Genomic DNA, 23,409 nt, shown 5'->3' with positions numbered 1-23,409 from the left:
AGGTTGGGGGTGTCAGATCTGTCCATTCAAATGGACGGGTTGGCGCTTATTACCCCAAGTTCCGGGGTGACTGTCAAACACACCGGCAATCGGCGTGCCACAGTGCTCACAACTGCCATTATGCAAATGCCAGTCGGTAATTTCGTAGTAAGCACGCCCAATCACTTTTTTACCGCAATGCGGGCAATAGGTCGCCTGACCTTCCGGGTGGATGACATTGCCGGTATAGACGTAATTCAACCCCGTTTTCATCGCAATATCTCTTGCCGTTTCCAACGTTTGTTGTGGTGTCGCCGGGTTGTTCATCATGCGGTAGTCAGGGTGATATTTGGTGAAATGCAGAGGGACATCCGGCCCGCAGTGTTCCAATATCCATTCCGCCATCTCGGCGATTTCTTTTTCCGAGTCGTTTTCACCGGGAATCAACAAGGTGGTCAACTCAACCCAGGTGTCCGCTTCATTCACCGCATAATCGATAGTCTCCAACACTGGCGCAAGAGATGAGCCAGTCAATTTCTTATAGAAGTGTTCGTTGAACGCCTTTAAGTCGATATTGGCGGCATCCATGTGTTTGAAAAATGTCTCGCGTGGTTCAGGGCTGATGTAACCCGCGGTCACGGCGACGTTTTTGATACCTTGTTCATGACAAGCCTGTGCCGTGTCGATGGCATATTCATAAAAAATCACCGGGTCGTTGTAGGTATAGGCAACCGATGCACAGCCATTTTGTTTGGCAGCTTGTGCCAAAGCTTCTGGTGCGGCTTGATCGAGCAGTCTGTCCATGTCGCGGGCTTTAGACATATCCCAGTTTTGACAAAACTTACAGGCAAGGTTACACCCTGCCGTTCCAAAGGACAGCACAGCAGAACCCGGCAGAAAGTGATTCAATGGTTTTTTCTCAATAGGATCAATGCAGAATCCGCTGGAACGCCCATAGGAGGTGAGCCACATTTTGTCATTCATGCGGCCTTGCACGAAACAAAAGCCTCGCTGACCTTCGTGGAGTTGACATTCACGCGGACATAAATCACACTGAATTAAACCATTGTCGAGGCGATGCCAGAAATCGACCGGGATAACTGAGGCATCGCTTAAATTGACGTTTTTCATTGTTTTGTCTTGAATCTTGATGACTTATTCGTATATATATTAATGAAAACGACGAATTCAAGGTGTTGGGTTCAATGAGTCATGACATCGGCAAAGCCGACAAGAGAGTTGTGATATGAGTCATGTTAGACCAACGGCGGTAGCAGGCGCGTTTTATCCAGATGATCCTCAAACGATCAAGGCTGTGTTTTCTCAGTGGATGCCTCGAAATGAGAAACTCGCCAAACCTTCCATCAAGCCGGTTCCTAGAGTCTTGATTGTGCCGCATGCCGGCTATGTCTATTCTGGCGAAGCGGCTGCCAAAGGCTATCGGCTATGGCAAGACAGTTCTTCTCAAATCAAAACCGTTGTTGTTATGGGGCCTGCTCATCGAGTGTCTTTTGTTGGGGTTGCCACCATCAGTGCGGATGAGGTCGCCACGCCTTTGGGGAATTTGCAAGTTGATGTTCAGTTACGAGACAAGTTGATTGAAGCTTGTTCGCAGGTGGGGGTTTCCGATATGGCGAATGCGCCGGAGCATAGTCTTGAAGTGCATTTCCCGTTTATCAAAAACCTGTTGCCGGGTGTTAAGGTTTTGCCTTTGTTGAACGGCCAAGTCACTGCTTCCGAGGTGCTGGATGTTATTCAGCATTTATGGAATGAAGAGGGCGTGTATTTCGTTATTAGTAGTGACTTGAGCCATTTTCGTCCATATGAAGAAGCGCAAAAACTGGATGGAGAAACCGCCAAGGCAATTCGTCAGGGAAATTGGCAAGCCTTGAACGGTGAAATGGCTTGTGGTTATAAGGGAATCCAAGGGGTTCTCGGCGTGATGCGAGATCACCCGATGATGATTGAGCAAATCGCGTTAATCAATTCCGGGGATACTGCCGGAACCAAAGACCGGGTTGTCGGCTATGGCACTTGGGCGATGTATGAATTGCAATAATCGAATTTTAGCGACGAGCAAAGGTGTGCTATGAAATTGAATACCGACCAGAAAAGTGAAGTGTTTTCTCTTGTTAAACAGACGATTTTGGATGGACTCAAAGGGGTAACGCCACCAGAAGTGATGAGCGACGACGAGGCTCTGAATCAATTAGGTGCCTGCTTTGTTACCTTGACGATCAATAAGCAGCTTCGCGGCTGTATAGGGAGCTTGCAAGCGCATTTGCCTCTGATGCAGGATATTGCCAACAATGCTTATAAAGCGGCTTTTCAAGACCCAAGGTTTCCGCCATTGACGGAAAGTGAAGTGGAAGAGATTGATATAGAAGTTTCGATTTTGACGGCGCCGGAAATCATCGCGGGCTGTAGTAGCAAAGAAGCACTACTGGCACAACTGACACCTTTTGAGGATGGATTGGTGATTTCAGATGAACGCCATCGTGCGACCTATTTGCCCTCGGTTTGGAAACAGTTGCCTGACAAGAATGCATTTGTCGATAATCTCATGCTCAAGGCGGGGATGACTCAATGGAGCGAAAATATGCGCTGTGAGCGTTATCATGTACAGGCGTATGAAGCTTTTTGGGGCGATATAGACTGATTTAGGGAGGTAAGGATGCTTAGATTTGAATTGGTTGTGGGTGCGGGAGAGTTTTTTGAAACTTTCGATACACTTGGCGTAGAACGTATTCTAGAGTTTTCAGGGCGCGTGGTGTCACCGCAAGAGCGCTTTGATGAAATACAGAATTTTCATTTGGTGATTCAGGTAAAGAACAGCCGTTCAGATATTTTAGGGCGTGGTGAGTTGGATGCCGCGAGCAAACTCTTGAAGGCAGAGGTTTTCCTAACCCAAGCGGATGTGCAAAATCTGATGCAGCTATTGCCAAGCTTGAGCGCGGGGCATTTGGATTTGTCTTTTTTCTTGTTGGTAGACAACAATCACGAGATTTTCGATGATCGCAAAGGGCTAAAAGATCGATATGAGTTCCATATCGATGAGTTTGTCAAAGTGCTAGGCTACAACAATACCTAAAGCACGCCTGTCATCAGTCAACAATATCCGGGATTAAAGTCTCGATGACCTGTTGAGCGATTTCCAACTCTTCATCTGTCGGAATCACCCAAACAGCGATCTCACTGTTTTCGGTCGTAATCAAAGAAATGCCATCCACTTCCTCATTGGCGGCATAGTCGATTTCAATGCCGAAACGGGTAGAGAAACCATCTAAAACACGTTCGCGAACCAACGCTGAGTTTTCCCCAATGCCGCCGGTGAAGACCAAGGCATCGACTTCATCCATCACCGCAAGATAACTGCCCACCACCTTGTTCAGGCGGTAGGTAAACATATCCAAAGCGACCTCGGCTTCATGGTGACCGGATGCGGCAGCTTCCACCAAGCTGCGCATATCACCGATGCCGCAAAGTCCTTTCAAGCCGCTTTCATGATTGAGCAGATAATCAGCTTCATCGGCGGTGTAACCTAATTCCCGAATCAAGTACAAGGGAATCGCCGGATCACAGTTACCGGATCGAGTACCCATAATCAGTCCTTCCAGTGGCGTGAAGCCCATACTGGTGTCGATACTTTCGCCGTACTCAATCGCACAAGCGCTGGCGCCATTGCCAAGGTGCATGGAGATTAAGCTGACGCTCTCCAAATCCATTTCCAGTGTTTCGGCAAGCTGCTTGGCGATATGTAAATGAGAGGTGCCGTGAAAACCGTAACGGCGGATGTGATGTTCGTGATACAACTCATTCGGAATGGCATAGCGGTAGGCGTAATCCGGCATTGTCAGGTGAAAGGATGTATCAAAAACCGCTACCTGCGTCAGGTTCGGGAAACGTTCGGTAATATGGTAAATCGGAATCAGGTTGATGGGGTTGTGTAAAGGCGCCAATTGACACAACTCCTCCAGCGTTTCTATCACTTCTTTATCAATAATGGTCGCTTCATGGAAGGCTTCGCCTCCTTGTACCACTCGATGCCCGATGACATCACAGTCTCCCAAATGCTCACAGTAGCCGGCGGATTTAAGCTTCGCCTCGACTTCCAGTAGCGCTTCTTCGTGGGTTTTCTTGCCCAGCTCTTGTTCTGGGTCTTCAGTCAGATTATCGATATTGCCGTGCAATGCCAGATGGGTGTCTGCGCCGATATACAGGCTGTATTTGAGAGAGGAACTCCCCGCGTTAAGCACCAGTATCTTCATGAGGCATCTCCTGTTGTGCATGCATTTGTTGGGCTTGAATGGCCGTGATAGCGACGGTGTTGACCACGTCATCCACCGTGCAACCACGACTTAAATCATTAACGGGTTTGTTCAGTCCTTGTAATACCGGACCGATAGCAATCGCACCTGATGCTCTTTGCACCGCTTTGTAGGTGTTGTTTCCAGTGTTCAAGTCTGGAAAGATAAATACTGTTGCTTGCCCGGCCACATCGCTGTCAGGCATTTTTTGACGGGCGACCTCTGGGTCGATGGCGGCATCATACTGTAGTGGGCCTTCAAGCGTCAGGTCTGGTCGTCTCTGCTTTGCCATTTTGGCGGCTTGGCGAACTTTGTCCACCTCGTCACCTTGTCCTGAGTCGCCAGTAGAATATGACAGGAGAGCGACTTTGGGTTGAATGTCGAAGCGAGCGGCTGTGTCTGCCGAACTGATGGCGATTTCCGCCAGTTGGTCGGCATCCGGGTGTTGGTTAACGGCGCAATCACCATACACCAATACACGTGTATCAAAGCACATAAAAAACACACTCGAAACCAAAGCGGTTCCGGGTTTGGTTTTGATAATCTGTAGCGCCGGGCGTACCGTATCGGCGGTGGTATGGGTCGCACCGGAAACCATGCCATCGGCATAGCCGAGATGTACCATCATGGTCGCAAAGTAGCTGACGTGACTGATGGAGTCTCTTGCTAAATCAAGGGTCATGCCCTTGTGTTTACGCAGCTCATAAAGGGTTTGGATGAACTCGGATTTCCATTCGCTTTCTTCGTGGTCGATGATTTCCACGCCGTCCAGATTGATACCGAGCAGATTGCAGTGGTAATGGATTTCTTCAGGTTTACCGAGTAACACCGGGCGTACCACCTTACGTTGAAGCAAAATCTCGCAAGCTTTGAGTATGCGTTCATCATTCGCTTCGGGGAGTACGATGGTTTGTAAAGATTGCTTCGCCTTTTCAAACAAACGGTACTCAAACATCATCGGCGTGGTGACATCTGCAGTCGGTTGTACAAACTTCTCCAACAGACAATCCTTGTGAACGTATTGGTCGAATAGACTCAGCACCAAATGGTTCTTTTGTTCGTTATCCGCATAAAGTCGTGCGCGTACCTCATGGGCTTTCATCGCCGTTGGGTAAGTGTCGGTGGCTACCGAAATCAACGGGATTTCCAACCCGCGATAACCGGATAGCAGCGCCATGATGATCGGCGATGGGATTAACCCACCAGTCAACATAATACCGGAGATATTCGGCAAGCTTCTTGAGTACAGACTCATGACCGACACCGTTAAAATATCTGTCCGGTCACCGGGAACGATAATCAAATCGCCTTCTTGAACACGGCTTAGATAATTTTCTGCCGTCATCGCGGCCACCACCGGGCGTTTCACAAGACGGGTCAATGGCACTTTGTCGTTGAGCAATAAGCGACCGTTCAACGCCTCGTAAGTCTCCTTGACGGTGGGGGTGTCCAAGTCCGGAAGGTAAGGTAAATAGAAGATGAGTGAGTCCTCACCGTTTCTGGTGAGGCGTTGCGGGCTGTCGCAACTAAATATCTTTTTCGCCTCAGCATCTTCAGAGTGTTTCACTTGGTTGGCAAAGACGGCAAATGGCGTGATGCCTTCATCATGGGCTGCATGGATTTCCATCTCTATGTCGCTTTCGACCTCTTGCAGGGTTTTGTCTTTGCCGTTGAGCACCGGCACAAAAGGCGCGTTGAAGTGTTTGGAAAGGTTCAGGTTCAGGTCGAAGTCGATCGTTGAAGCCATTCGGCTCAATTCCATGCCTTGTACCAAAACAAAGTCGTATTGTTGCAACAGTTTTTGGTACTGAGCGATGAGCTTTTCGTACAGTTCGTGTTTATGACCTTCGCTCAATAGCCGAATCACTTTATCAAGCGTGAAACCGACCATTTCATCCATTGATTGCGGGAGGTCAAAGACGGATTGCATAAAGAGGCAGTCGGCGTCTTGTGTCTCTTCCACCACCGGGCGGAAAAAAGCCACTTTTTCGAATTTTTGGTGGAGCAAGGTCATCAATCCGAAAGAAATCGCTAAACTCCCGGCATGACGCTCGCGGGAAGCAATGTATAGACTTTTCGACTTCATAACCATCCCTTCAAAGAATCGTGCCATTAGCATAGCAAAGAATGGGAACGAAATATATCTTGTGAAGCGATTTGCGGAAATGAAAGGGAAAATCTACCAGGTTGGGTTAGTCATGCAGGGTAGTGACTTTACCTCTGAACACCCAGTGGCTGTAAATAAAGTAGCCCAAGACTAGGGGTAGTAATACCAGCGTTCCCGGTAGCAGAAACGTTAAACTGCTTTCAGGTGACGCGGCATCGGCAAAAGTTAAATTGGGTGGAATGATATGCGGGTAGAGATTGTAAAGAACCCCAATATATCCGGAGGCAAACAATAGGATTGAACCGAAAAACGGCAAAGCGGTACGCGACTTATTCAGACCATAGAGAATTAGCAATGCCGATAAAACCGACAGCACAGGAATTCCCAGCATCAAATGGTTGCTGATGGTCGATGAGTCAAACCATTTGTGGAGATAATCGGGGTTGAGAAAAGGTGTCCATAGGCTAATGATTCCAAGCGAAAAGAAGGTCAAGGTCAAAGAGACTTTGACTGCGGTTTCGGCCATGTCGTGAATCTCATTATGCGTTTTAATCCATAGCCAAGCGGCTCCCATCAAGGCATAGCCGGTGACAACACCTAACCCCGTCATGAGCGAAAAAGGCGTTATCCAGCCAAAAGCAGTTCCGGCATAGTGTCCGTCAGCTATTGGTAACCCTTGAATCAAGCTACCCAGGATGACCCCCTGCATAAAACCAACCACCACCGAACCGATATGAAAACCTGCATCCCAAAAGGTTTTCCAGTGTCCGTCTGCTTGGCGAAACTCAAAAGCAACGCCTCGAAAAACCAGTCCGATGAGCATGGCAATAACGGGTAAATATAATGCGGATAATAAAATCGCGTAGGCTTTCGGAAACACCCCAAATAGGCAGACACCGGTAAAAATTAGCCAGGTCTCGTTACCGTCCCAAACAGGGGCGATGCTGGCAATCATCTCATCACGTTGGGCGGCATTTTTAGTCATTGGAAATAAAATTCCGACGCCTAAATCAAATCCATCCAGTACGACATAGAGGAAAATGGAGAACGCCAGTATACCGATCCAGATATCAATAATAGTCATGAGATACCTCTTGCGTATCAGGAAGTTTTTTCAGTAGTTTGAACATGAAGTAAACCGCAAAAAGTAGGATTGCAATGTAACTGATGACATAGGCAGTAAAGGAGGTTGTGAGAAAAGCCACAGGTGTTTTAGAAACGGATTCTGAGGTCAGCAGATGGCCGTACACCAAGTAAGGTTGGCGGCCGACTTCAGTGGTTACCCAGCCAGCCAAAATCGCCATTAAGCCCGTTGGAGCCATCAGAACACTGAGTTTTAACAATCTTTTGTTGTCGTAGAAATGATGTTTTTTGCGTGCCCAAAGTCCCCAGAGTGCCAATCCCAGCATCAAAAATCCTAGCCCGACCATGATTCTGAATGACCAGAATACAATAGGAGTCGGTGGTCGTTTGTCAGCGGGAAATTCATCTAGCCCGTCAACCTTTCCGTTTAAAGAATGAGTCAGGATTAATGAACCAAGTTTGGGGATTTCAACGGCATATTTGACGGTCTGATCTTTGTCGTCAGGCAGACCGAAGAGAATTAAAGGTGCGCCTTTTTGCGCTTGGTAATGACCTTCTATGGCAGCGATTTTAGCAGGTTGATATTGCTCAGTATTAAGCCCTTGCTGGTCGCCGGCAATGATTTGCAGTGGAGCAGTGAACAGAATCATCCACATTGACATGGAAAACATTTTTCGTGCTACGGGGTGATTGGCATCTTTCAATAATTGCCAGGCACCCACACCGCCAACAAAGAAAGCGGTGGATAGGAAAGCTGCCAAAACCATGTGTACGAAACGGTAAGGCATGGAAGGGTTGAAAATGATTTGCCACCAATCGGCCGGAACAAATTGCCCTGCGGCATTGATGCTAAATCCTGCGGGGGTTTGCATCCAAGAGTTGGTGGTGAGTATCCAAAAGGCGGAAATCAGCGAACCCAACGCAACCATAGCGGTTGCGAATAAATGAATTTTTGGACTGACGCGTTTTCGCCCAAACAATAAAACGCTAAGAAAAATCGCTTCCAGAAAAAATGCAGTTTGGGTTTCGTAGGCGATTAGCGGGCCAAGGATAGGGCCTGTCTTTTCGGCAAACACGCTCCAATTGGTACCGAACTGAAACGACATGGTGAGTCCTGTGACGGTGCCGAGTACGAAGGTCACCGCAAAAATGCGTTTCCAATAGTCGAAAAGGGCGAAATAAACGGGATTCTTTTTCCATAATGCCAGTCCTTCTAGGACGAGCAGATAGCTTCCTAGGCCGATGGAAAGGGCAGGAAAAATGATATGGAAGGCAATCGTAAAAGCGAATTGAGCACGAGCCAACAGAGTAGGATCAAGTAAACTTTCCATCGTCACTTATGGCTCTCCTCTTGTTTTACGAAGCCTTCCAGTCTTGCCCCTACTATGACATAGTGGGGGCAAATGGCATCGGCTAAGTGTTCGGATGTTAAAGGTTACACAGCGTTAGCACATTAGCCTAGCAGAAAAGTTTTGGCAGACAAAGCCGCTAAACAGCAATTTTTTCAGCCAATACTTCCGCAACATCCAAGCCCCAAGGCGGCACTTTTCCGTCGTTGTTCATGAACATACGTTTGTACTGCATTTTGAGAAAATGCGGCACATGTCCCATCACCAGTTTCTGCTCCGGTCCGCCAAACCAAGAATTGGAATGGATGTAGAAAGCTTTTCCATCCCCCATATCGCCGATACAGAAAACCACAGGTTGCAAAGAGACATCGGCTTTTTCCGCTGACAATTGGTGAAGGTCTTTAGCGATTTGTCTGCCGACGATGTCACACTCCTGATGTCCGATAGCGCCGAGTTTCGGAACCGTTACCGCTGCACAGTCACCTGCGGCAAAAACGTTTCGATAAGTCGGGTTTCTCATATAGAGGTCAGTGACAATAAATCCTTCATTGTCGGCAATGGGCAGATTTTTCAAAAAGTCATAGGCTTTCCAGTTGGGGAAAAGGATTTTGATTTCCGCATTAATGACTTGGCCGTTTTCATACTCAATGGTGTGTTCAGTCAATCGTTTGATGTCACCGGTATTGTTGACATATTTGAATCCCATGCTTGATGCGGCTTCCAGTAGTTGGGTAACGACGTCTTCACCGGCGTCTTCTGCAATCATTTCAGCTGGCGTGGTGATGGTGATATCGTCCGGTCCGCCCTTACCATGCTGGTTAAGCCAGTTGGCCAAGGATAACGAAACTTCGACAGGAGGGCCTTCACAGGCAGCTTTGGCACTTGGAATAGAACCGCCGGGATAAGGTTGCAGACCAATCGCGCCGTCTCCCTGTTTGAACAGTGCCGAGCCGACCACAATGTTGCCGCCATGATAGTCTTCGGTTAGTTTTTTGAATAGTTTTTTTGCGTGATAAAAGTCCGAAACCGTGTCACCGTATTCGGCGAATCCTTCAATATCTTCATAGGCCAGTTCGCAACCGACCGAAACGACCAGAAAATCATATTCGATGGTTTGTGGTTCGGCTCCCGGGCGTTCGGCGGGGTTAAACTTCACTCGCTGACGGTTGACGTCTATGCCGGTCACTTCGCCTTGGATAAAATTCACATTGTCTTTGGCAAGGGTCGAGGGTAGATCCATCGTCAGGTTTTTTTCGAGTTCAGGATGATCAGACTCGAAAATTTCAGTCGAAATGTTGGGAACATAAAGCAGATAGTTTTTGCGGTCTATCACCGTGATATTGACATCTTTACCAGCATATTTTCGAACTGCCTGAGCAGAACCAAGTCCGGCAAAATTGCCACCTAGAATCAAGACATGGGGTGTATTCGTATGAGACATAACTAACCTCCAAATGGTTTTTGATTTGCGAAAGGCCTGTCGCTGAATGTTAAGCTAAAGCCTGTCGAGTAATTACTCTAGCACAACCAAATTAGTGATTGTTGATACGGTCAATATGCAGTCAGACTGCGTCGAAACCTTGAGTAAGACTGAAAAGAAATTAAGGATTCCACCACCTTTCAAAGCGGTTTGAATGAATTGCTTAATGCTTGATTAGGAGCTTGATTACAAGCTTGAACAAGACTGGGTGACGATAAAAATCTACCAGGTTGGGGTAAATAGGAGAGAACCCAACCTGGCAGATTTTAGTAGGACATCAAGCTTCGTTGATGTTGGAGACCTGGCGATCAAGGTAGTCTTTCAACGCCTTGGATTTGCTGCGGATATTGAATGTCAGTTTTGCCACATCATCAAAATGTTTGGCAAAGTGGATCTCAACACCTTCTTTCAGATAATCCGGCAGTTCGTTAAAGTCTTTACGGTTTTCATCCGGCAAAATCAGGGTTTTAATGCCGATACGTTTTGCCGCGATGACTTTCTCGCGAATACCGCCGACAGGTAACACCAAGCCCGTCAGACTTAGCTCTCCGGTCATTGCCAGTTGCGTTTTAATCGGTTCATTGCGTGCCAAAGACAGCAATGCGGTTGCCATGGTGACACCGGCACTTGGCCCGTCTTTTGGTGTCGCACCATCCGGTACATGCAAGTGGACGAATGCCTTGTCAAAAAACTCAGGATCGGCTTTGTATTTCTCCAGATTAGAGGAAATATAGCTGTAAGCAATCCCCGCTGATTCCTGCATGACTTCGCCCAACTGACCGGAAAGTTTGAATCCTCGATTGTGCGTATGCACGCGGCTGGCCTCAATGGTGAGGGTCGCACCACCCATGGATGTCCAGGCAAGTCCAGTCACGGTACCGATCTGCAAGTTGGTTTTTTCCTCGGTGAAACGTGGTTGACCGAGCATGTCTTCCAAATCCTGCACGTGGATGTTGGCTTCATTAATATCTTCCCGCACAAAGCGAATCGCCAGCTTACGGACAATTTTTGCCAGTTGTTTTTTCAGGTTACGCACACCGGCTTCACGCGCATAGCCGTCAATGACATGACGGATAGCGGGCAGGGTGATTTGCACCTGTTTCTTGTTCATGCCGGCTTCTTCCAAAAGTGCAGGCCACAAATGATGCTTGGCGATTTGCATTTTCTCTTCGGTGATATAACCGGAGAGGCGAATCACTTCCATACGGTCAAGCAAAGGCCCCGGAATAGTGTCTAGCGTGTTGGCGGTGCAGATAAATACGGCTTTGGATAAGTCAAAGCGTACATCCATGTAATGGTCCATGAACTCGTGGTTTTGTTCGGGATCAAGCACTTCCAGCAACGCAGACGCAGGATCACCTTGGTAGGAAGAACCAATCTTGTCGATTTCATCGAGCATAATCACCGGGTTTGCGGTGCCGCAATCCTTCAAGGCTTGGATGAATTTACCCGGCATGGCACCGATGTAAGTGCGTCTATGCCCTTTGATTTCGGCTTCATCACGCATACCACCGACCGAGAAGCGGTAGAATTTACGCCCAAGCGTGTCGGCAATGGAGCGCCCGATAGAGGTTTTACCCACTCCCGGAGGCCCGACCAGACAGATGATGGAACCGGACACTTCGCCTTTCAAAGCGCCGACCGCCAGGAATTCGAGAATACGGTCTTTGACATCGTCCAGGCCGTCATGCCCTTTGTCGAGAATCTTTTGCGCACGCTTCAAGTCGAGAATGTCAGTGGAGTGTTGTCCCCAAGGCAATTGTGTCAACCAATCCAGCCAGTTGCGGGAGACACCATACTCCGCCGACTGAGGGTCAAGCGTGGTGATTTTGTTCAACTCTTCTTCGGCCTTGTTTTCGGCCTCTTCGGTCAAAGAGAGTTTTTCGATACGATCCAGGAACAAGTCGGCGTCGGCATCGCGGTCGTCTTTGACCATGCCCAGTTCTTTTTGTATTTCCTTCAACTGCTGACGCAGGAAGAAATCTCGTTGTTGGTCGCTGATGCTTTCTTCAACACGCTCGCGGATATTGAATTGAAGTTTGGTGACTTCAATTTCGTGTTTGAATAGGGTTTGCACTTTTTCCAGACGATCAACTAAATCTAGCGTATCGAGAATGTCTTGCAACTTGTCATTGCTGGCAGAGGTCATGCTCGCGGCAAAATCCGCCAGTTGGGCAGAGTCAGTTACACTGTAACGGTTGAGGAAGTATTTCAACTCTTCGCTGTACAGTGGGTTTAGTGGCAAAAGTTCCTTGAAGGCATTCATGATTGCCAAACCATAAGCTTTCAGCTCGGTTTCAGACCCGCGTTGAATGTCTTTTGGATAGACCACACTGGCGTGGTACGGCTCTTCTGAGGAAATCCAGTCACTGATTTGGAAACGACAAATCCCTTCTGCGACCAATTGGATATAGTCGTCCTTGATTTTTGGATCGTGGATACGAATAAGCGTACCTGTCTTGGCAAACTCTTCAGGCTTGGCTTTGTTGTGCTCTTCACTATCGACAAAAATGATACCGATGTAACGTTGCTTGTCATCAATAACACGTTCGATGGTCTTTTCCCAAAGGTCTTTGTTCAGCAAAACAGGCAGGGTTTGTCCCGGAAAGAATGGACGTTCTTTCACCGGAAGCAGGTATAGGTGATTCGGTTTACTGCTGTTGACCTTAATCAGGTTGGCAAAGCCTTGCGTGACTTTTTTGACGGCATCTTCGACTTCGGACATTTTGACATCGTCATCTTCGTCAGTAATCAATTCGCCATGTTCCAGAATCAATTTTTCATCGGCATCCGCATCTTCTATTTCGGTTGCTTGCAACGAATCTTCGGCGTAGTCGTCGATATGGTCTTCAAACGCAACGAATTCGATTTCTTGGTGATCATCGGGTTGAGCCTGACTCTCCGCTTCGTGATCGGCTGGCGTTTGATCCGAGATTTCATTCTCAAGAATTTCAGTGATAGGGTCTAATTCTGTTTTTTCGCTCATGTGTCGCTCATGGTTGCTAATATTTTGAGGTCTATTTGAGTTATCATATGGGGATTGTTTTAGCGGTTTTCAAGAATTGAGAAGTAAAAAATGCAAAAAATAAAAATAGGATTTGTCACCGTTTCCGACCGAGCCAGTCGTGGAGAATATGAAGATTTAGGCGGGCCAGCCATGCGCGAGTGGATGACGAAAGCTCTTAGCTCTGAATGGGAGCCGGTGGTACGTTTGATTGAAGATGAACAGCCTGTCATAGAATCTACCTTGAAGGAATTGGTGGATGAAGAAGGTTGTTGTCTGGTGGTGACGACCGGTGGAACGGGGCCTGCGAAACGCGATGTCACGCCGGAGGCCACAGAAGCGGTTTGCGATAAGATTTTGGACGGCTTTGCCGAGCAAATGCGCGCGGTGTCTTTGCAATATGTGCCGACAGCGATTTTGTCACGCCAGATCGCCGGTACCCGTGGCAGTTGTTTGATTATCAATTTACCGGGTAAACCATCGGCCATCAGTGAGTGTTTGGAAGCGGTGTTTCCTGCGGTGCCTTACTGTGTCGATTTGATTGATGGTCCTTATCTGGAAACCAATGAAGATTTCATCAAAGGATTCCGCCCAAAACATGCGGTACGTAAGTCTTAGTTTAGACTCTGAATACAAAGGCGATATTTATGAGTAACTTCAATTATCAATACGATGGCTTGGAAACGATTAGAGACTTTATCCGCTGGGGCGGTACGTTGTTTCAGAAAGCGGATTTGTTTTTTGGTCATGGCACGGACAATGCCTTTGACGATGCCAAGGTATTGGTATTCTATGCATTGAAGTTGCCTTGGGAATTGCCCGAATCTTACTTGCTGGCGAGATTGACGCAAGCGGAAAAACAGCAGGTCACCGAGTTGTTCCGCCAACGCGTCGAAACCCGAAAACCTTCTGCTTACCTAACGGGTGAAGCCTGGTTTGCCGGGCTGCGTTTTATCGTCAACGAGTCAACCTTGGTGCCACGCTCACCGATTGCCGAGTTGATCCAAAAAGAATATCGCCCTTGGGTTGAACCGGGAAACGTCGAACGTATTTTAGATATGTGTACCGGTTCCGGTTGTATCGGTATTGCCAGTTTGCAAGCCTGCCCGAATGCAACGGTTGATTTGGTGGATATTTCCACGGATGCCTTGGCGGTTGCTGAGAAAAATATTGCTTTGTATGGTTTGGAAGATTCTGCCGTTGCCATTCAGTCGGATCTGTTTTCAGCGTTGGAAGGCCGTAAATATGACCTGATTGTTTCTAACCCGCCTTATGTCGATCAAATTGAGATGGATGCTTTGCCGGAAGAGTTCCGGCGTGAGCCTGAGCTTGGTCTGGCGGCAGGAGAAGATGGTTTGGATTTGGTTCGCAAGATTCTTGCTCAAGCCTCTCAACACCTGAATGAAGATGGTACCTTGATTGTTGAGGTCGGTGTATCGCAATACTACATGGAACAGGTCTATCCTGAAGTGCCTTTTTACTGGTTTGAGTTCGATAACGGCGGGGAAGGAGTGTTCGCCCTCCAGAAATCAGAGCTGGATGTTTTTCAAGAAGTGTTTGATGCCGCTGCGGCGTCGATTTAATGTCGAACACTGCTCAACCGGGTTTAATCGCATTGCTCCGCTCCTAGGTGGGGCGTTTAACTTTGCTATAAACGTTTAATTTTAAAAGTTGGTTGATTATTTGCTTTAAGCTGACTATTCAGTAAAGGATGAGCAAATCCTGGGTTGAAAGACCTGTAAAATCGAAACATTCAAGAAGGAAACTGTCTGTTTTTTGACATCATAGGCTATGTTTAATAGCGGAGCCGAAACAGTCAAGACGTTAGGAAAACTTTTATGAAAGCGTTAAAAAGGTTGTTGATAGCATTCATTTCGTTTGGCGTATGTTTGGTGGCACCACAAGGTTGGTCTGCTGCAGTTCAGCATAGCAATGCGCCATTGATTGACTTGGGTGCGGAAATGAAGAAGCAGCACTTGGAAGCTGCTCCTCAAGGCGTTGCGCCAACTCAAGGCACGGAACATGCTGCGGAAGCCAAAAAAGAAGAAGCCCCTAAACCTAAACCTGTGGTTCATAATCCACATTGGTCTTACTCGGGCGAAGAAGGTCCTGACCACTGGGGAGATTTGTCACCTGACTATGCAACCTGTAAAACCGGTAAGAATCAGTCACCGATTAATCTGATGGCAGATGATGCCGTTGGCACCACTTCACTACCGGGCTTTGATGTGCATTACCGTGATACGGTTCTTAAAGTCATCAACAACGGCCACACCCTGCAAGTCAATGTGCCTTTGGGTAGCTATATCAAAATCAAGAATCAACGCTATGAGTTGTTGCAATATCATTTCCATACGCCTTCAGAGCATCAGTTGAATGGTTTTAACTACCCGATGGAGTTGCATCTGGTGCATAGAGATGGTCGTGGGCATTATCTGGTCATTGGCATTTTGTTCAGAGAAGGTAAAGAAAATGATGCGTTGCAAACTATCCTAAATCACTTGCCTAAAAAAGTTGGTAAACAGGAAATTTTCAATGGTATTGAGTTCAACCCGAATGTCTTCTTCCCTGAAAGTAAAAAGTTTTTCAAATACAGCGGTTCTTTAACCACGCCACCTTGTACTGAAGGCGTTTATTGGATGGTGTTCAAGCAGCCAATAGAGGCATCGGCAGAGCAACTTGAAAAGATGAACGAACTGATGGGGTCGAATGCTCGTCCTGTTCAGGACTTGGAGGCGCGTTCTTTGCTGAAATCCTGGAGCAACCCTAAAAATGATGGTCAGGATAACCGTTACTATCAATACTACTAAAATTATCTAATGCATCAAAATTAAAAGCACTTCAAGGCAACCTTGAGGTGCTTTTTTGTTGCTACAGCTTTTTACCGATAAAGCTTTGCGTAAAATCTGGCATAAGATTTACCGCTAATAGCGCTGAATCTCGCAATAATCACGGTTTTGTCATAGAACTTTACTTGACTTATTTGCCGCATTTTCCGATAGTTAAGGAACCTCTGATTCAATCAGAGGTTCCTTAAAGCCTTATCAAAGTAGAAAGATGTTTAGCATCAGGAAGTGTATGGATTTCAAATCACGTTTTAAGTCAAGCTTGAAACCTCTTAGTGAAAAAGCGACAAAAGCCCTTAGCTATTGGCAATCTTTTTCGTTAAAGATGCGGGTTCTCATGATCACCTTACTGTTTGTTGGCATTTTCCTTAGCGTTTTACCTTATGGCATCAAGTGGGCGATGAAAGAAGCCCTGCTTAAGCAAGGATTGGAGCAAGTTCATATCGAAGATGTGTCGTTCAACTTGTTTACCGGGCAATTCAAAGTCGAAAATATGCTGCTGAAAAAGGCGGGAAAAGCGCCGTTGACTTTAGGAGAGTTTTTTGTTGATTTTGACTGGATGTCTCTATTTAAAAAACGCTTAGTCATCGATAAAGTCATTTTGCAGAAAACCCATGTGTATGTCGATTTCCAACCAGACAAGTTTTTGGATGTCGCTGGCATTATCATTCCGCTGAATAAGCAAACGCCAAAAGAGGAACAACCCAGTGGTGGACTAACCTGGAAGCTGGGACTCAATAGTCTGGTGTTGAAAAATACTGTGGTGAGTGTCATTGCGCCTAATCTCGATAAAAACGTGCGTTTTGATGAAGTATCGTTGAATGACTTACAAAACTGGGCACCGACTTCTCCTGCTAATGTGAACTTTAAAGTTGAAGTTGGTAATGGTAAGGAATACGGTGGTTTCAAGGGGGATTTGAAAGTCAATGCCTTTTCAGAGACGCAGAAGGTTGTTGGAAAGGTCGCAATCAATAACTTGTTGCTACAAGCCTATGAAAAATTTTTACCACCAGAAATTGAGCAACTGGCAGCCAAAATCGGCGGTAAGATCAATCTTTCAGCGGACAATAAATACGGTGATATACAAGCCAAGATTAACAGTGATTTGACGTTGGAAAAGGGTGCCGTCCAAACAAAGGATTTGCAGGCGAGTGTGAAGGAAATTGTATTTAATGGCGAGTCCGAAGTCTCTTTGCATTCAGGCGAACTCAAGCTTCAAAACAATGCCAAGCTGTCTATAGAGAATGCCAATCTAAACACTTCAGATGTGTCGTTGAAAGTCGGTGGACTGACTTTGGAAGGCACCAGAACATTGGTGCATAAAGACCAGTCGTTACAAGTTAAAGCGGATGAAAGTCTAGCCATCCAAAATACGGCATTAAAGCAAAAAGATAATCAATTAGCGATTGATGACTTGCAATGGAAGGGGCAGGTCGAGACGCAAAAAGAGACAAACACCGCGTTAAATGTTGATGGTGCCTTGCAGTTGGTAGGTATTAATTTGTCTCAAAAAGCCTTGGTGCTTCATGGAAAGGCTCTGGCTTGGCAGGGAAATACTCACCTTGATATTCCTTCTGAATCGAAGCAAAGCCTGAAATTGAAAACTCAGGGTAAGATTGCCATGGACGAGTGGGCGTTGGCGAATACCCAAAAAGAGCTTTTGATGTCGAGCTTTGAGAGTTTGAATTCTCAAGTTGGTTTTGCATTGCCGCTGTCGGTGTCGCTGAAAGATTTCAATTTGAATAAAATTATCGTGGCGCAATTCAAGCAGGGCAAAACCGAACAAGCACGTTTGCCGTTAGCGCAGTTGAAAAGCTTTAACCTGAAAGACTTCAATATTAAAGGAACCGATAAAATCAATGTTGGGAAGGTTGATGTCGATAGTTTGAAGGTAAACTTGGATTTTGATGAGAACAGACACATTCATCAGCTTGATGCTGTGATGGCCTCTTTGCCGATAGATCAAAAAACATCTACGAAGAAACAGGCTGTGAAGCAATCCAAAGCAGACCAAAAAGCCAAACCGGCTGCATTGCAGTTGGCCTTTGACGGCTTGGACTTCAAAGGTCAAAATCGCATTGAGTTGCTGACGCACGCCACCCAGCCGGCGATGCATAAAAACATCAATATCCAGACCTTATCCATTGGTAAATTGAGTTATCAACGCCCCAATAGAAGTACGCCAATCAGACTGCTCGCAACCGTCGACAAGTACACCAAGGTCGATATCAAAGGGACGGCAAAGCCGCTGACGAAAAAACTGAACATGGATCTGGCGACCCGTATCCATGATATGGATTTGTATTCGTTTTCCCCGTTGATTAAACGGGAATTGGGCTATCGAATTCAGAGCGGTTCATTGAACCTGACTTCTGATGTGAAGGTCAAGAATGATGTGTTGACCTCGAAAAACCATGTCCTGTTGGTGGGCTTCGAGATGGAAGCGGATGACAGTGGCCAAACACAAACAAAAGCTCAGAGCAGCGAGAATGCGGTGGCAAAAACCGCAAATGAAGCGGGTGGTCTGATGAGCGCGACCGCTTTGAAGTTCGGTTTGAATATGTTGCGGGATAGTCGAGACAATATCGACTTGGATTTGCCGGTCAATGGTGACTTGTCCGACCCAGGTTTTGATGCCACCAGTGCCATCAATGTCGCGTTGAGAAATGCATTGACGGGCGGGACCAAGCTGGCACTGACCTTGGCTCTGCAACCTTATGGTGCGATTGCGATGGCTACCAGCTATGCCTATAACCAAGTCAATAAGATTCAATTCCAATCGGTATCTTTTGTTGCCGGGAAAAATGAACTGTCTAAAGGGATGTCGGAATATCTCGACAAAATGGGTAAACTGCTGAAAGAGAAAAAGCAAATCACCTTGAAGGTCTGTGGCTACTATACTCAACAGGATGTTGATCTTTTAACAGCGGAGATAAGATCCAATGACACCAGCAAAACGGATGACGAAGAGAAGGGTCAATCTCAACAACAAAAGCAGACAGGGCAACAGGCGCTCAGTGAGCAGGCGAAAATGCAATTGAATCAACAGTTGTATGAGTTGGCAAAATCCAGACAAAGACTGGTGAAAGACTGGTTGGTGGAGAAGGGTGGCATTGATCCATCTAGGTTGACGACCTGTCATCCAGAACAGCAGCAACAAACCGTGACGGGCGTCTCCTTATCTATGTAGTCGTTAGGCATGTAATGAGAATTAAGTGAGTAAAGAGGGAAGAAATGCAGGATTTGGAAACTATCGTATCGCACAATATCGTCTTGAACAGTGGAGAAGTAGAGGAGAAGCGTGCCGAGATCAAGGCTTACTTCAACCAAACCTATACGCTCAATGAAACTCTGTTCGAAACGCTTGTGTCGGATGATGCTTTTTACCTGCGACCTTGCTCTCTACGCCACCCGTTGATTTTCTATTTCGGCCATACCGCCACGTTTTTCACCAATAAGCTGGTATTGGCGAAGTTGTTACCGAACCGCATCAATGCAAAAATCGAATCCATGTGCGCGATTGGTGTCGACGAAATGTCATGGGATGACCTCAATGACGAACATTACGATTGGCCCAGCGTCGATGCGGTGCGAGAGTATCGCCAACAAGTCAGAGAAGCGGTCAATCATTTGATTGATACCGTAGAGTTCCATTTGCCGATTGATTGGCAAAGCCCGATGTGGCCGGTGATGATGGGGATCGAACATGAACGCATTCATTTGGAAACCTCATCCGTTTTGATTCGCCAGCTGCCTTTAGAGCAAGTGAAGCCGCATCCAGTGTTTCCGGTTTGTCGCGAGAGTGATGAAGCGCCTGAGAATCTGCTGTTTCCGGTGGCGGCGGGAGAGGTATCTATCGATCATCATGCCCCTGCAGACTTTTATGGTTGGGACAATGAGTATGGCACGCACAGAGCTGAGGTGGCGGACTTCAAGGCGGCGGCCTTTTTGTGCTCCAACAAAGAGTTCTTGGCTTTTGTCGAAGCCGGCGGCTATGACAACCCTGTCTACTGGGATGAAGAAGGCAATCGCTGGCGACAGTTTACGCCGGACAAGCATCCGACGTTTTGGGTGAAAAAAGGCGATGATTGGTGGCTGCGTTGCATGGCGGAAGAGATTCAGATGCCTTGGGATTGGCCGGTAGAAGTCAATTATCTGGAAGCCAGTGCGTTCTGTCGTTGGAAATCTCATGAAACAGGTAAACCGATTCGTTTGCCGAGTGAAGATGAGTATCTACGTTTGAGAGATTATTCTGATGCTTTGACACAGCATGAGAAACATCCGGGTATTGCCAACATCAATCTGGAACGTTTTGCCTCTTCGATGCCGGTGAATTGGAACCAAACGGGAGACTTTTTCGATGTGATCGGTAATGTCTGGCAATGGACACAAACCCCGATCTACCCGTTTGAAGGCTTCAAGGTGCACCCTTTGTATGATGATTTCACCACGCCGACTTTCGATAATAAGCATAACCTTTTTAAGGGTGGTTGCTGGATATCGACCGGAAATGAAATCAATGGACATTCGCGTTATGCCTTCCGCCGACATTTTTTCCAACATGCAGGATTTCGTTATATCGAGTCGAATCATGAGGTGCAAACACAATTTTCTACCTATGAAACCGATGCCGCGGTGGCGCAATACTGTGAGTTTCACTATGGTGAAAACTATTTCGGTGTAGAGAATTTCGCACAACGCTATGCGCGTACAGCGATAGAAGCCATTCGGGAAGATAAGGATTTTGCGGGTCGTGATGATTTGTCTGTTCTTGAAGTAGGCTGTTCAGTCGGACGAGCCAGCTTTGAATTGGCGCTAGGGTTTGAACAGGTGACGGGCTTGGATTTTTCGGCTAGATTCATTCAGATTGCCAATCAACTCAAAACAACGGGGTCGGTACTATACACCTTGCCGATAGAAGGTGAAATTGTCGACTTCAAGGAAAAGACCTTGGCGGAATATGGTTTGGCCGATGTCGCCCATAAGTGTGAGTTCCTGCAACAGGATGCCAGTAACCTGAAACCGATATTCAGCGGCTATGACATGGTGGTGGCGGTGAATTTGGTTGATCGCCTGTATGACCCTGCCAAGTTCTTGAAAGACTTGGCGCATCGTTTGAATGAAGGCGGGTTGCTGATGTTGGCTTCGCCTTATACTTGGCTGGAAGAGTTTACCGAAAAGGCCAATTGGCTGGGTGGGTATAAAGATGATCAAAGTGGTGAAAACGTCACCACGCTAGAAGGCATTACCGCCTTGTTGCAGGATGAGTTTACAATGATTCGTGAACCTTTCGATATTCCGTTTGTGATTCGTGAGACGCAGCGTAAATACCAACATACGTTGTCTCAAGTCACGTTATGGAAAAAACGTTAGGGTGTTGAAAGAATTTAAACAAGGCTAATGGATGATGGCAGATTTTAATCGAGTGTTTCCTCGAGAGGATACAGACGCAGAAAAGTATGCGTTGCGAAAGGCGTTGTTCGGTCGAGAAGATGTTCTTCCCATGTGGGTGGCGGATATGGATTTACCCACGCCGAATTTCATTATGCAAGCCATCAAGACGCGTTTGGAGCACCCGATTTTGGGTTATACCCATATGTCCGAAGCGGTTTACCAAGCCATTATTGATTGGCAAGCGTTTCATGAATATGACGTGACGTCCGAAGAAATCGTTTTCACCCATAATGTTGCCAATGGTTTTTTCATGGCGGTGCAAGCGTTTACCAAGCCGGGAGGCACTGTTTTGGCGATGCCGCCGATTTATCCTCCTTTTTTAACGGCACCTGAAGCCAATGGCAGAAAGCTGGTGACAGCACCGTTGGTACTGAAAAACGGGCGTTATGAAATCGACTTTGATTTGTTGGAAACTAAAATTGTTGAGAACAAGGTTCAGCTGATTTTGTTTTGTCATCCGCAAAATCCATCCGGTAGAGTGTGGACAGAAAACGAGTTGAAAAAATTGGCGGAGATTTGTGTGACGCACAAAGTGACCATCGTTTCCGATGAGATTCACTCTGACATGATTTTTGCCGGCAAACATATCCCTCTGGCGACGATTTCGGATGCCATTCGACAACAAACGATTACCTTGAGTTCGCCGGGAAAAACCTTCAATCTTGGCGGGCTGCAAATAGGCTATGCCATCATCGCCAACCCCAAATTGAAAGCGGCGTATTTAAAGGTGAGCCAATCGGTGAGTGTAAAAGAGTTGAACTTATTTGCTACCGTTGCGCTTGAAGCCGCATACAGCGAAAAGGGTAGACGCTATGTGCAGGAGTTAAACCAGTTCCTGCAACAGAATATCGACAAGACGGTCGACTTTTTCCAAACGCATTTTCCGCAAGTGACGGTTATGCGCCCGGAGGCATCCTATCTAGTCTGGCTGGATTTCTCATCCTTATGCTCGGATCATGCCGCCTTGAAAAGTTGGATTGTCAACGATGCAAAGTTGGGATTGAACGATGGCGAATCGTTTGATGTAAAAACCAACAAACCCAATGCAGGAACCTGTTTCATGCGAATGAACCTAGCCGTTCCGCCTAGGGTACTGCAACAAGCTTTCAGTCATTTCAAAATGGGATTAAATCAGCTGCCTAAATTGTAGGATTTAGTGCTATTCTTACCGACTGAAATTCAAAAAGAGTGCGCAAAGCACCAAACGCAGACAAGCGATAAAAATCTACCAGGTTGGGGTGTAACTTGGATTGTCATGACTCGTTAATTTTTTCTATTTTCTCGTAAAGGCGTGATGTTTTATGTCGACTTCAAATCATTTATCCAAAAAAATCTCTCAAATCCTAGATTATGATCTGGATAAAAGACTCATCAATCTCGTGAAGATGCTGAGGGTTGTTTTGGTTGTGTTTATGATTGTTTATTTGGCGGCGTGCTTGTTCAGTATTTCCAACAAGTTGTTTGATTTCTTGATGCATCAAGGTGCTTTGAACTTTCCGTCAATGAAGGTTTTGTTGACCGATGCGCTTTTCACCCTGATCGTGCTGGCAATCGTTAATGCACTATTCATTAGAAACAGCTTCGATTATGCCTTGACCTTCTTGGAAATCGCTTTTGTTGTGGTCATCCGAAAGTTGATCCTTTTGGATACGACGCCGGATGAAAACGGCACCCTGTTGATTTTGGGCGGCATCTCAGCGGTCTTCTTTGCGTTGATTATTTACATTCACGGCTTGATGAGAAAATGGCGAGAAAAAGAACCGAAAGTCATGGAATAAGTATCTGAATAAATGGGCTTTC

Annotated in this window: 17 protein-coding genes; 10 read left to right on the top strand and 7 right to left on the bottom strand. The window is 46.6% G+C overall.

The features are described 5' to 3' along the window. Positions 1-12: 12 nt before the first annotated feature. Positions 13-1,110: an AmmeMemoRadiSam system radical SAM enzyme gene (gene amrS, locus F8R13_RS08780; protein ID WP_152833696.1), complete on the bottom strand. Its 1,098-nt coding sequence runs from the start codon at positions 1,108-1,110 to the stop codon at positions 13-15. A 115-nt stretch (positions 1,111-1,225) separates the two neighbouring features. On the opposite strand from amrS, the gene amrB reads away from it, so the two are divergent. Genes amrB through F8R13_RS08765 form a run of 3 tightly spaced genes read left to right on the top strand, consistent with a single transcriptional unit; the run spans position 1,226 to position 3,070 of the window. Beyond that, positions 1,226-2,038: an AmmeMemoRadiSam system protein B gene (gene amrB / locus F8R13_RS08775; RefSeq protein ID WP_152833694.1), complete on the top strand. Its 813-nt coding sequence runs from the start codon at positions 1,226-1,228 to the stop codon at positions 2,036-2,038. A 30-nt stretch (positions 2,039-2,068) separates the two neighbouring features. Next, positions 2,069-2,638 carry an AmmeMemoRadiSam system protein A gene (gene amrA, locus F8R13_RS08770; RefSeq protein ID WP_152833692.1) on the top strand — a complete coding sequence of 190 codons (570 nt, stop codon included), beginning with the start codon at positions 2,069-2,071 and terminating at the stop codon, positions 2,636-2,638. 15 nt (positions 2,639-2,653) lie between these two features. Then, complete coding sequence (locus F8R13_RS08765; RefSeq protein ID WP_152833690.1) at positions 2,654-3,070, top strand: hypothetical protein; 417 nt, start codon at positions 2,654-2,656, stop codon at positions 3,068-3,070. A gap of 13 nt (positions 3,071-3,083) precedes the next feature. Here the strand turns inward: F8R13_RS08765 and F8R13_RS08760 are convergent, their stop codons facing one another. From F8R13_RS08760 to lon, 6 genes are all read right to left on the bottom strand, one after another. Beyond that, a complete protein-coding gene (locus F8R13_RS08760; protein WP_152833688.1) occupies positions 3,084-4,247 on the bottom strand; it encodes an acetate/propionate family kinase in 1,164 nt (387 codons plus the stop codon). After that, positions 4,228-6,372, bottom strand: a complete 2,145-nt coding sequence (pta, locus tag F8R13_RS08755) for a phosphate acetyltransferase (protein ID WP_152833686.1) — start codon at positions 6,370-6,372, stop codon at positions 4,228-4,230. Before pta ends, F8R13_RS08760 begins: the two co-directional genes overlap by 20 nt. 106 nt (positions 6,373-6,478) lie before the next feature. Continuing rightward, positions 6,479-7,477 (bottom strand): cytochrome d ubiquinol oxidase subunit II, encoded by a 999-nt coding sequence (cydB, locus tag F8R13_RS08750; RefSeq protein WP_152833684.1) that lies wholly within the window; start codon positions 7,475-7,477, stop codon positions 6,479-6,481. Then, positions 7,464-8,807: a cytochrome ubiquinol oxidase subunit I gene (locus F8R13_RS08745; protein WP_152833682.1), complete on the bottom strand. Its 1,344-nt coding sequence runs from the start codon at positions 8,805-8,807 to the stop codon at positions 7,464-7,466. The genes cydB and F8R13_RS08745 overlap by 14 nt, the downstream gene beginning before the upstream one ends. Positions 8,808-8,964: 157 nt before the next feature. Beyond that, on the bottom strand, positions 8,965-10,266 hold the full coding sequence (locus tag F8R13_RS08740; protein WP_152833680.1) for an NAD(P)/FAD-dependent oxidoreductase: 1,302 nt from the start codon (positions 10,264-10,266) through the stop codon (positions 8,965-8,967). A gap of 316 nt (positions 10,267-10,582) precedes the next feature. Continuing rightward, positions 10,583-13,291, bottom strand: a complete 2,709-nt coding sequence (gene lon, locus F8R13_RS08735) for an endopeptidase La (RefSeq protein ID WP_253806405.1) — start codon at positions 13,289-13,291, stop codon at positions 10,583-10,585. A 90-nt stretch (positions 13,292-13,381) separates the two neighbouring features. On the opposite strand from lon, the gene mog reads away from it, so the two are divergent. From mog to F8R13_RS08700, 7 genes are all read left to right on the top strand, one after another. Then, on the top strand, positions 13,382-13,927 hold the full coding sequence (gene mog / locus F8R13_RS08730) for a molybdopterin adenylyltransferase (RefSeq protein ID WP_152833677.1): 546 nt from the start codon (positions 13,382-13,384) through the stop codon (positions 13,925-13,927). 29 nt (positions 13,928-13,956) lie between these two features. Next, positions 13,957-14,892: a 50S ribosomal protein L3 N(5)-glutamine methyltransferase gene (gene prmB, locus F8R13_RS08725; RefSeq protein ID WP_152833675.1), complete on the top strand. Its 936-nt coding sequence runs from the start codon at positions 13,957-13,959 to the stop codon at positions 14,890-14,892. Between the two features lie 255 nt (positions 14,893-15,147). Next, positions 15,148-16,119, top strand: a complete 972-nt coding sequence (locus F8R13_RS08720) for a carbonic anhydrase (RefSeq protein WP_152833674.1) — start codon at positions 15,148-15,150, stop codon at positions 16,117-16,119. A gap of 373 nt (positions 16,120-16,492) precedes the next feature. After that, entirely contained in the window at positions 16,493-19,345 is a 2,853-nt protein-coding gene (locus F8R13_RS08715; protein ID WP_172967744.1) for a DUF748 domain-containing protein, read from the top strand. Between the two features lie 44 nt (positions 19,346-19,389). Then, positions 19,390-21,528, top strand: a complete 2,139-nt coding sequence (gene ovoA, locus F8R13_RS08710; protein ID WP_152833670.1) for a 5-histidylcysteine sulfoxide synthase — start codon at positions 19,390-19,392, stop codon at positions 21,526-21,528. Positions 21,529-21,559: 31 nt separating this feature from the next. After that, a complete protein-coding gene (locus tag F8R13_RS08705; protein ID WP_152833668.1) occupies positions 21,560-22,759 on the top strand; it encodes a MalY/PatB family protein in 1,200 nt (399 codons plus the stop codon). 151 nt (positions 22,760-22,910) lie between these two features. Continuing rightward, the gene (locus F8R13_RS08700; RefSeq protein WP_152833666.1) at positions 22,911-23,387 is read left to right on the top strand and encodes a phosphate-starvation-inducible PsiE family protein; all 477 of its coding nucleotides are present in this window, start codon (positions 22,911-22,913) and stop codon (positions 23,385-23,387) included. Positions 23,388-23,409 lie beyond the last annotated feature (22 nt).

The sequence above is a fragment of the Hydrogenovibrio sp. JE_KL2 genome, assembly GCF_009296185.1.
Taxonomy (GTDB): domain Bacteria; phylum Pseudomonadota; class Gammaproteobacteria; order Thiomicrospirales; family Thiomicrospiraceae; genus Hydrogenovibrio.
The sequence above is the reverse complement of the archived record's forward strand: the minus strand, read 5'-3'. Positions and strand labels throughout refer to the sequence as shown.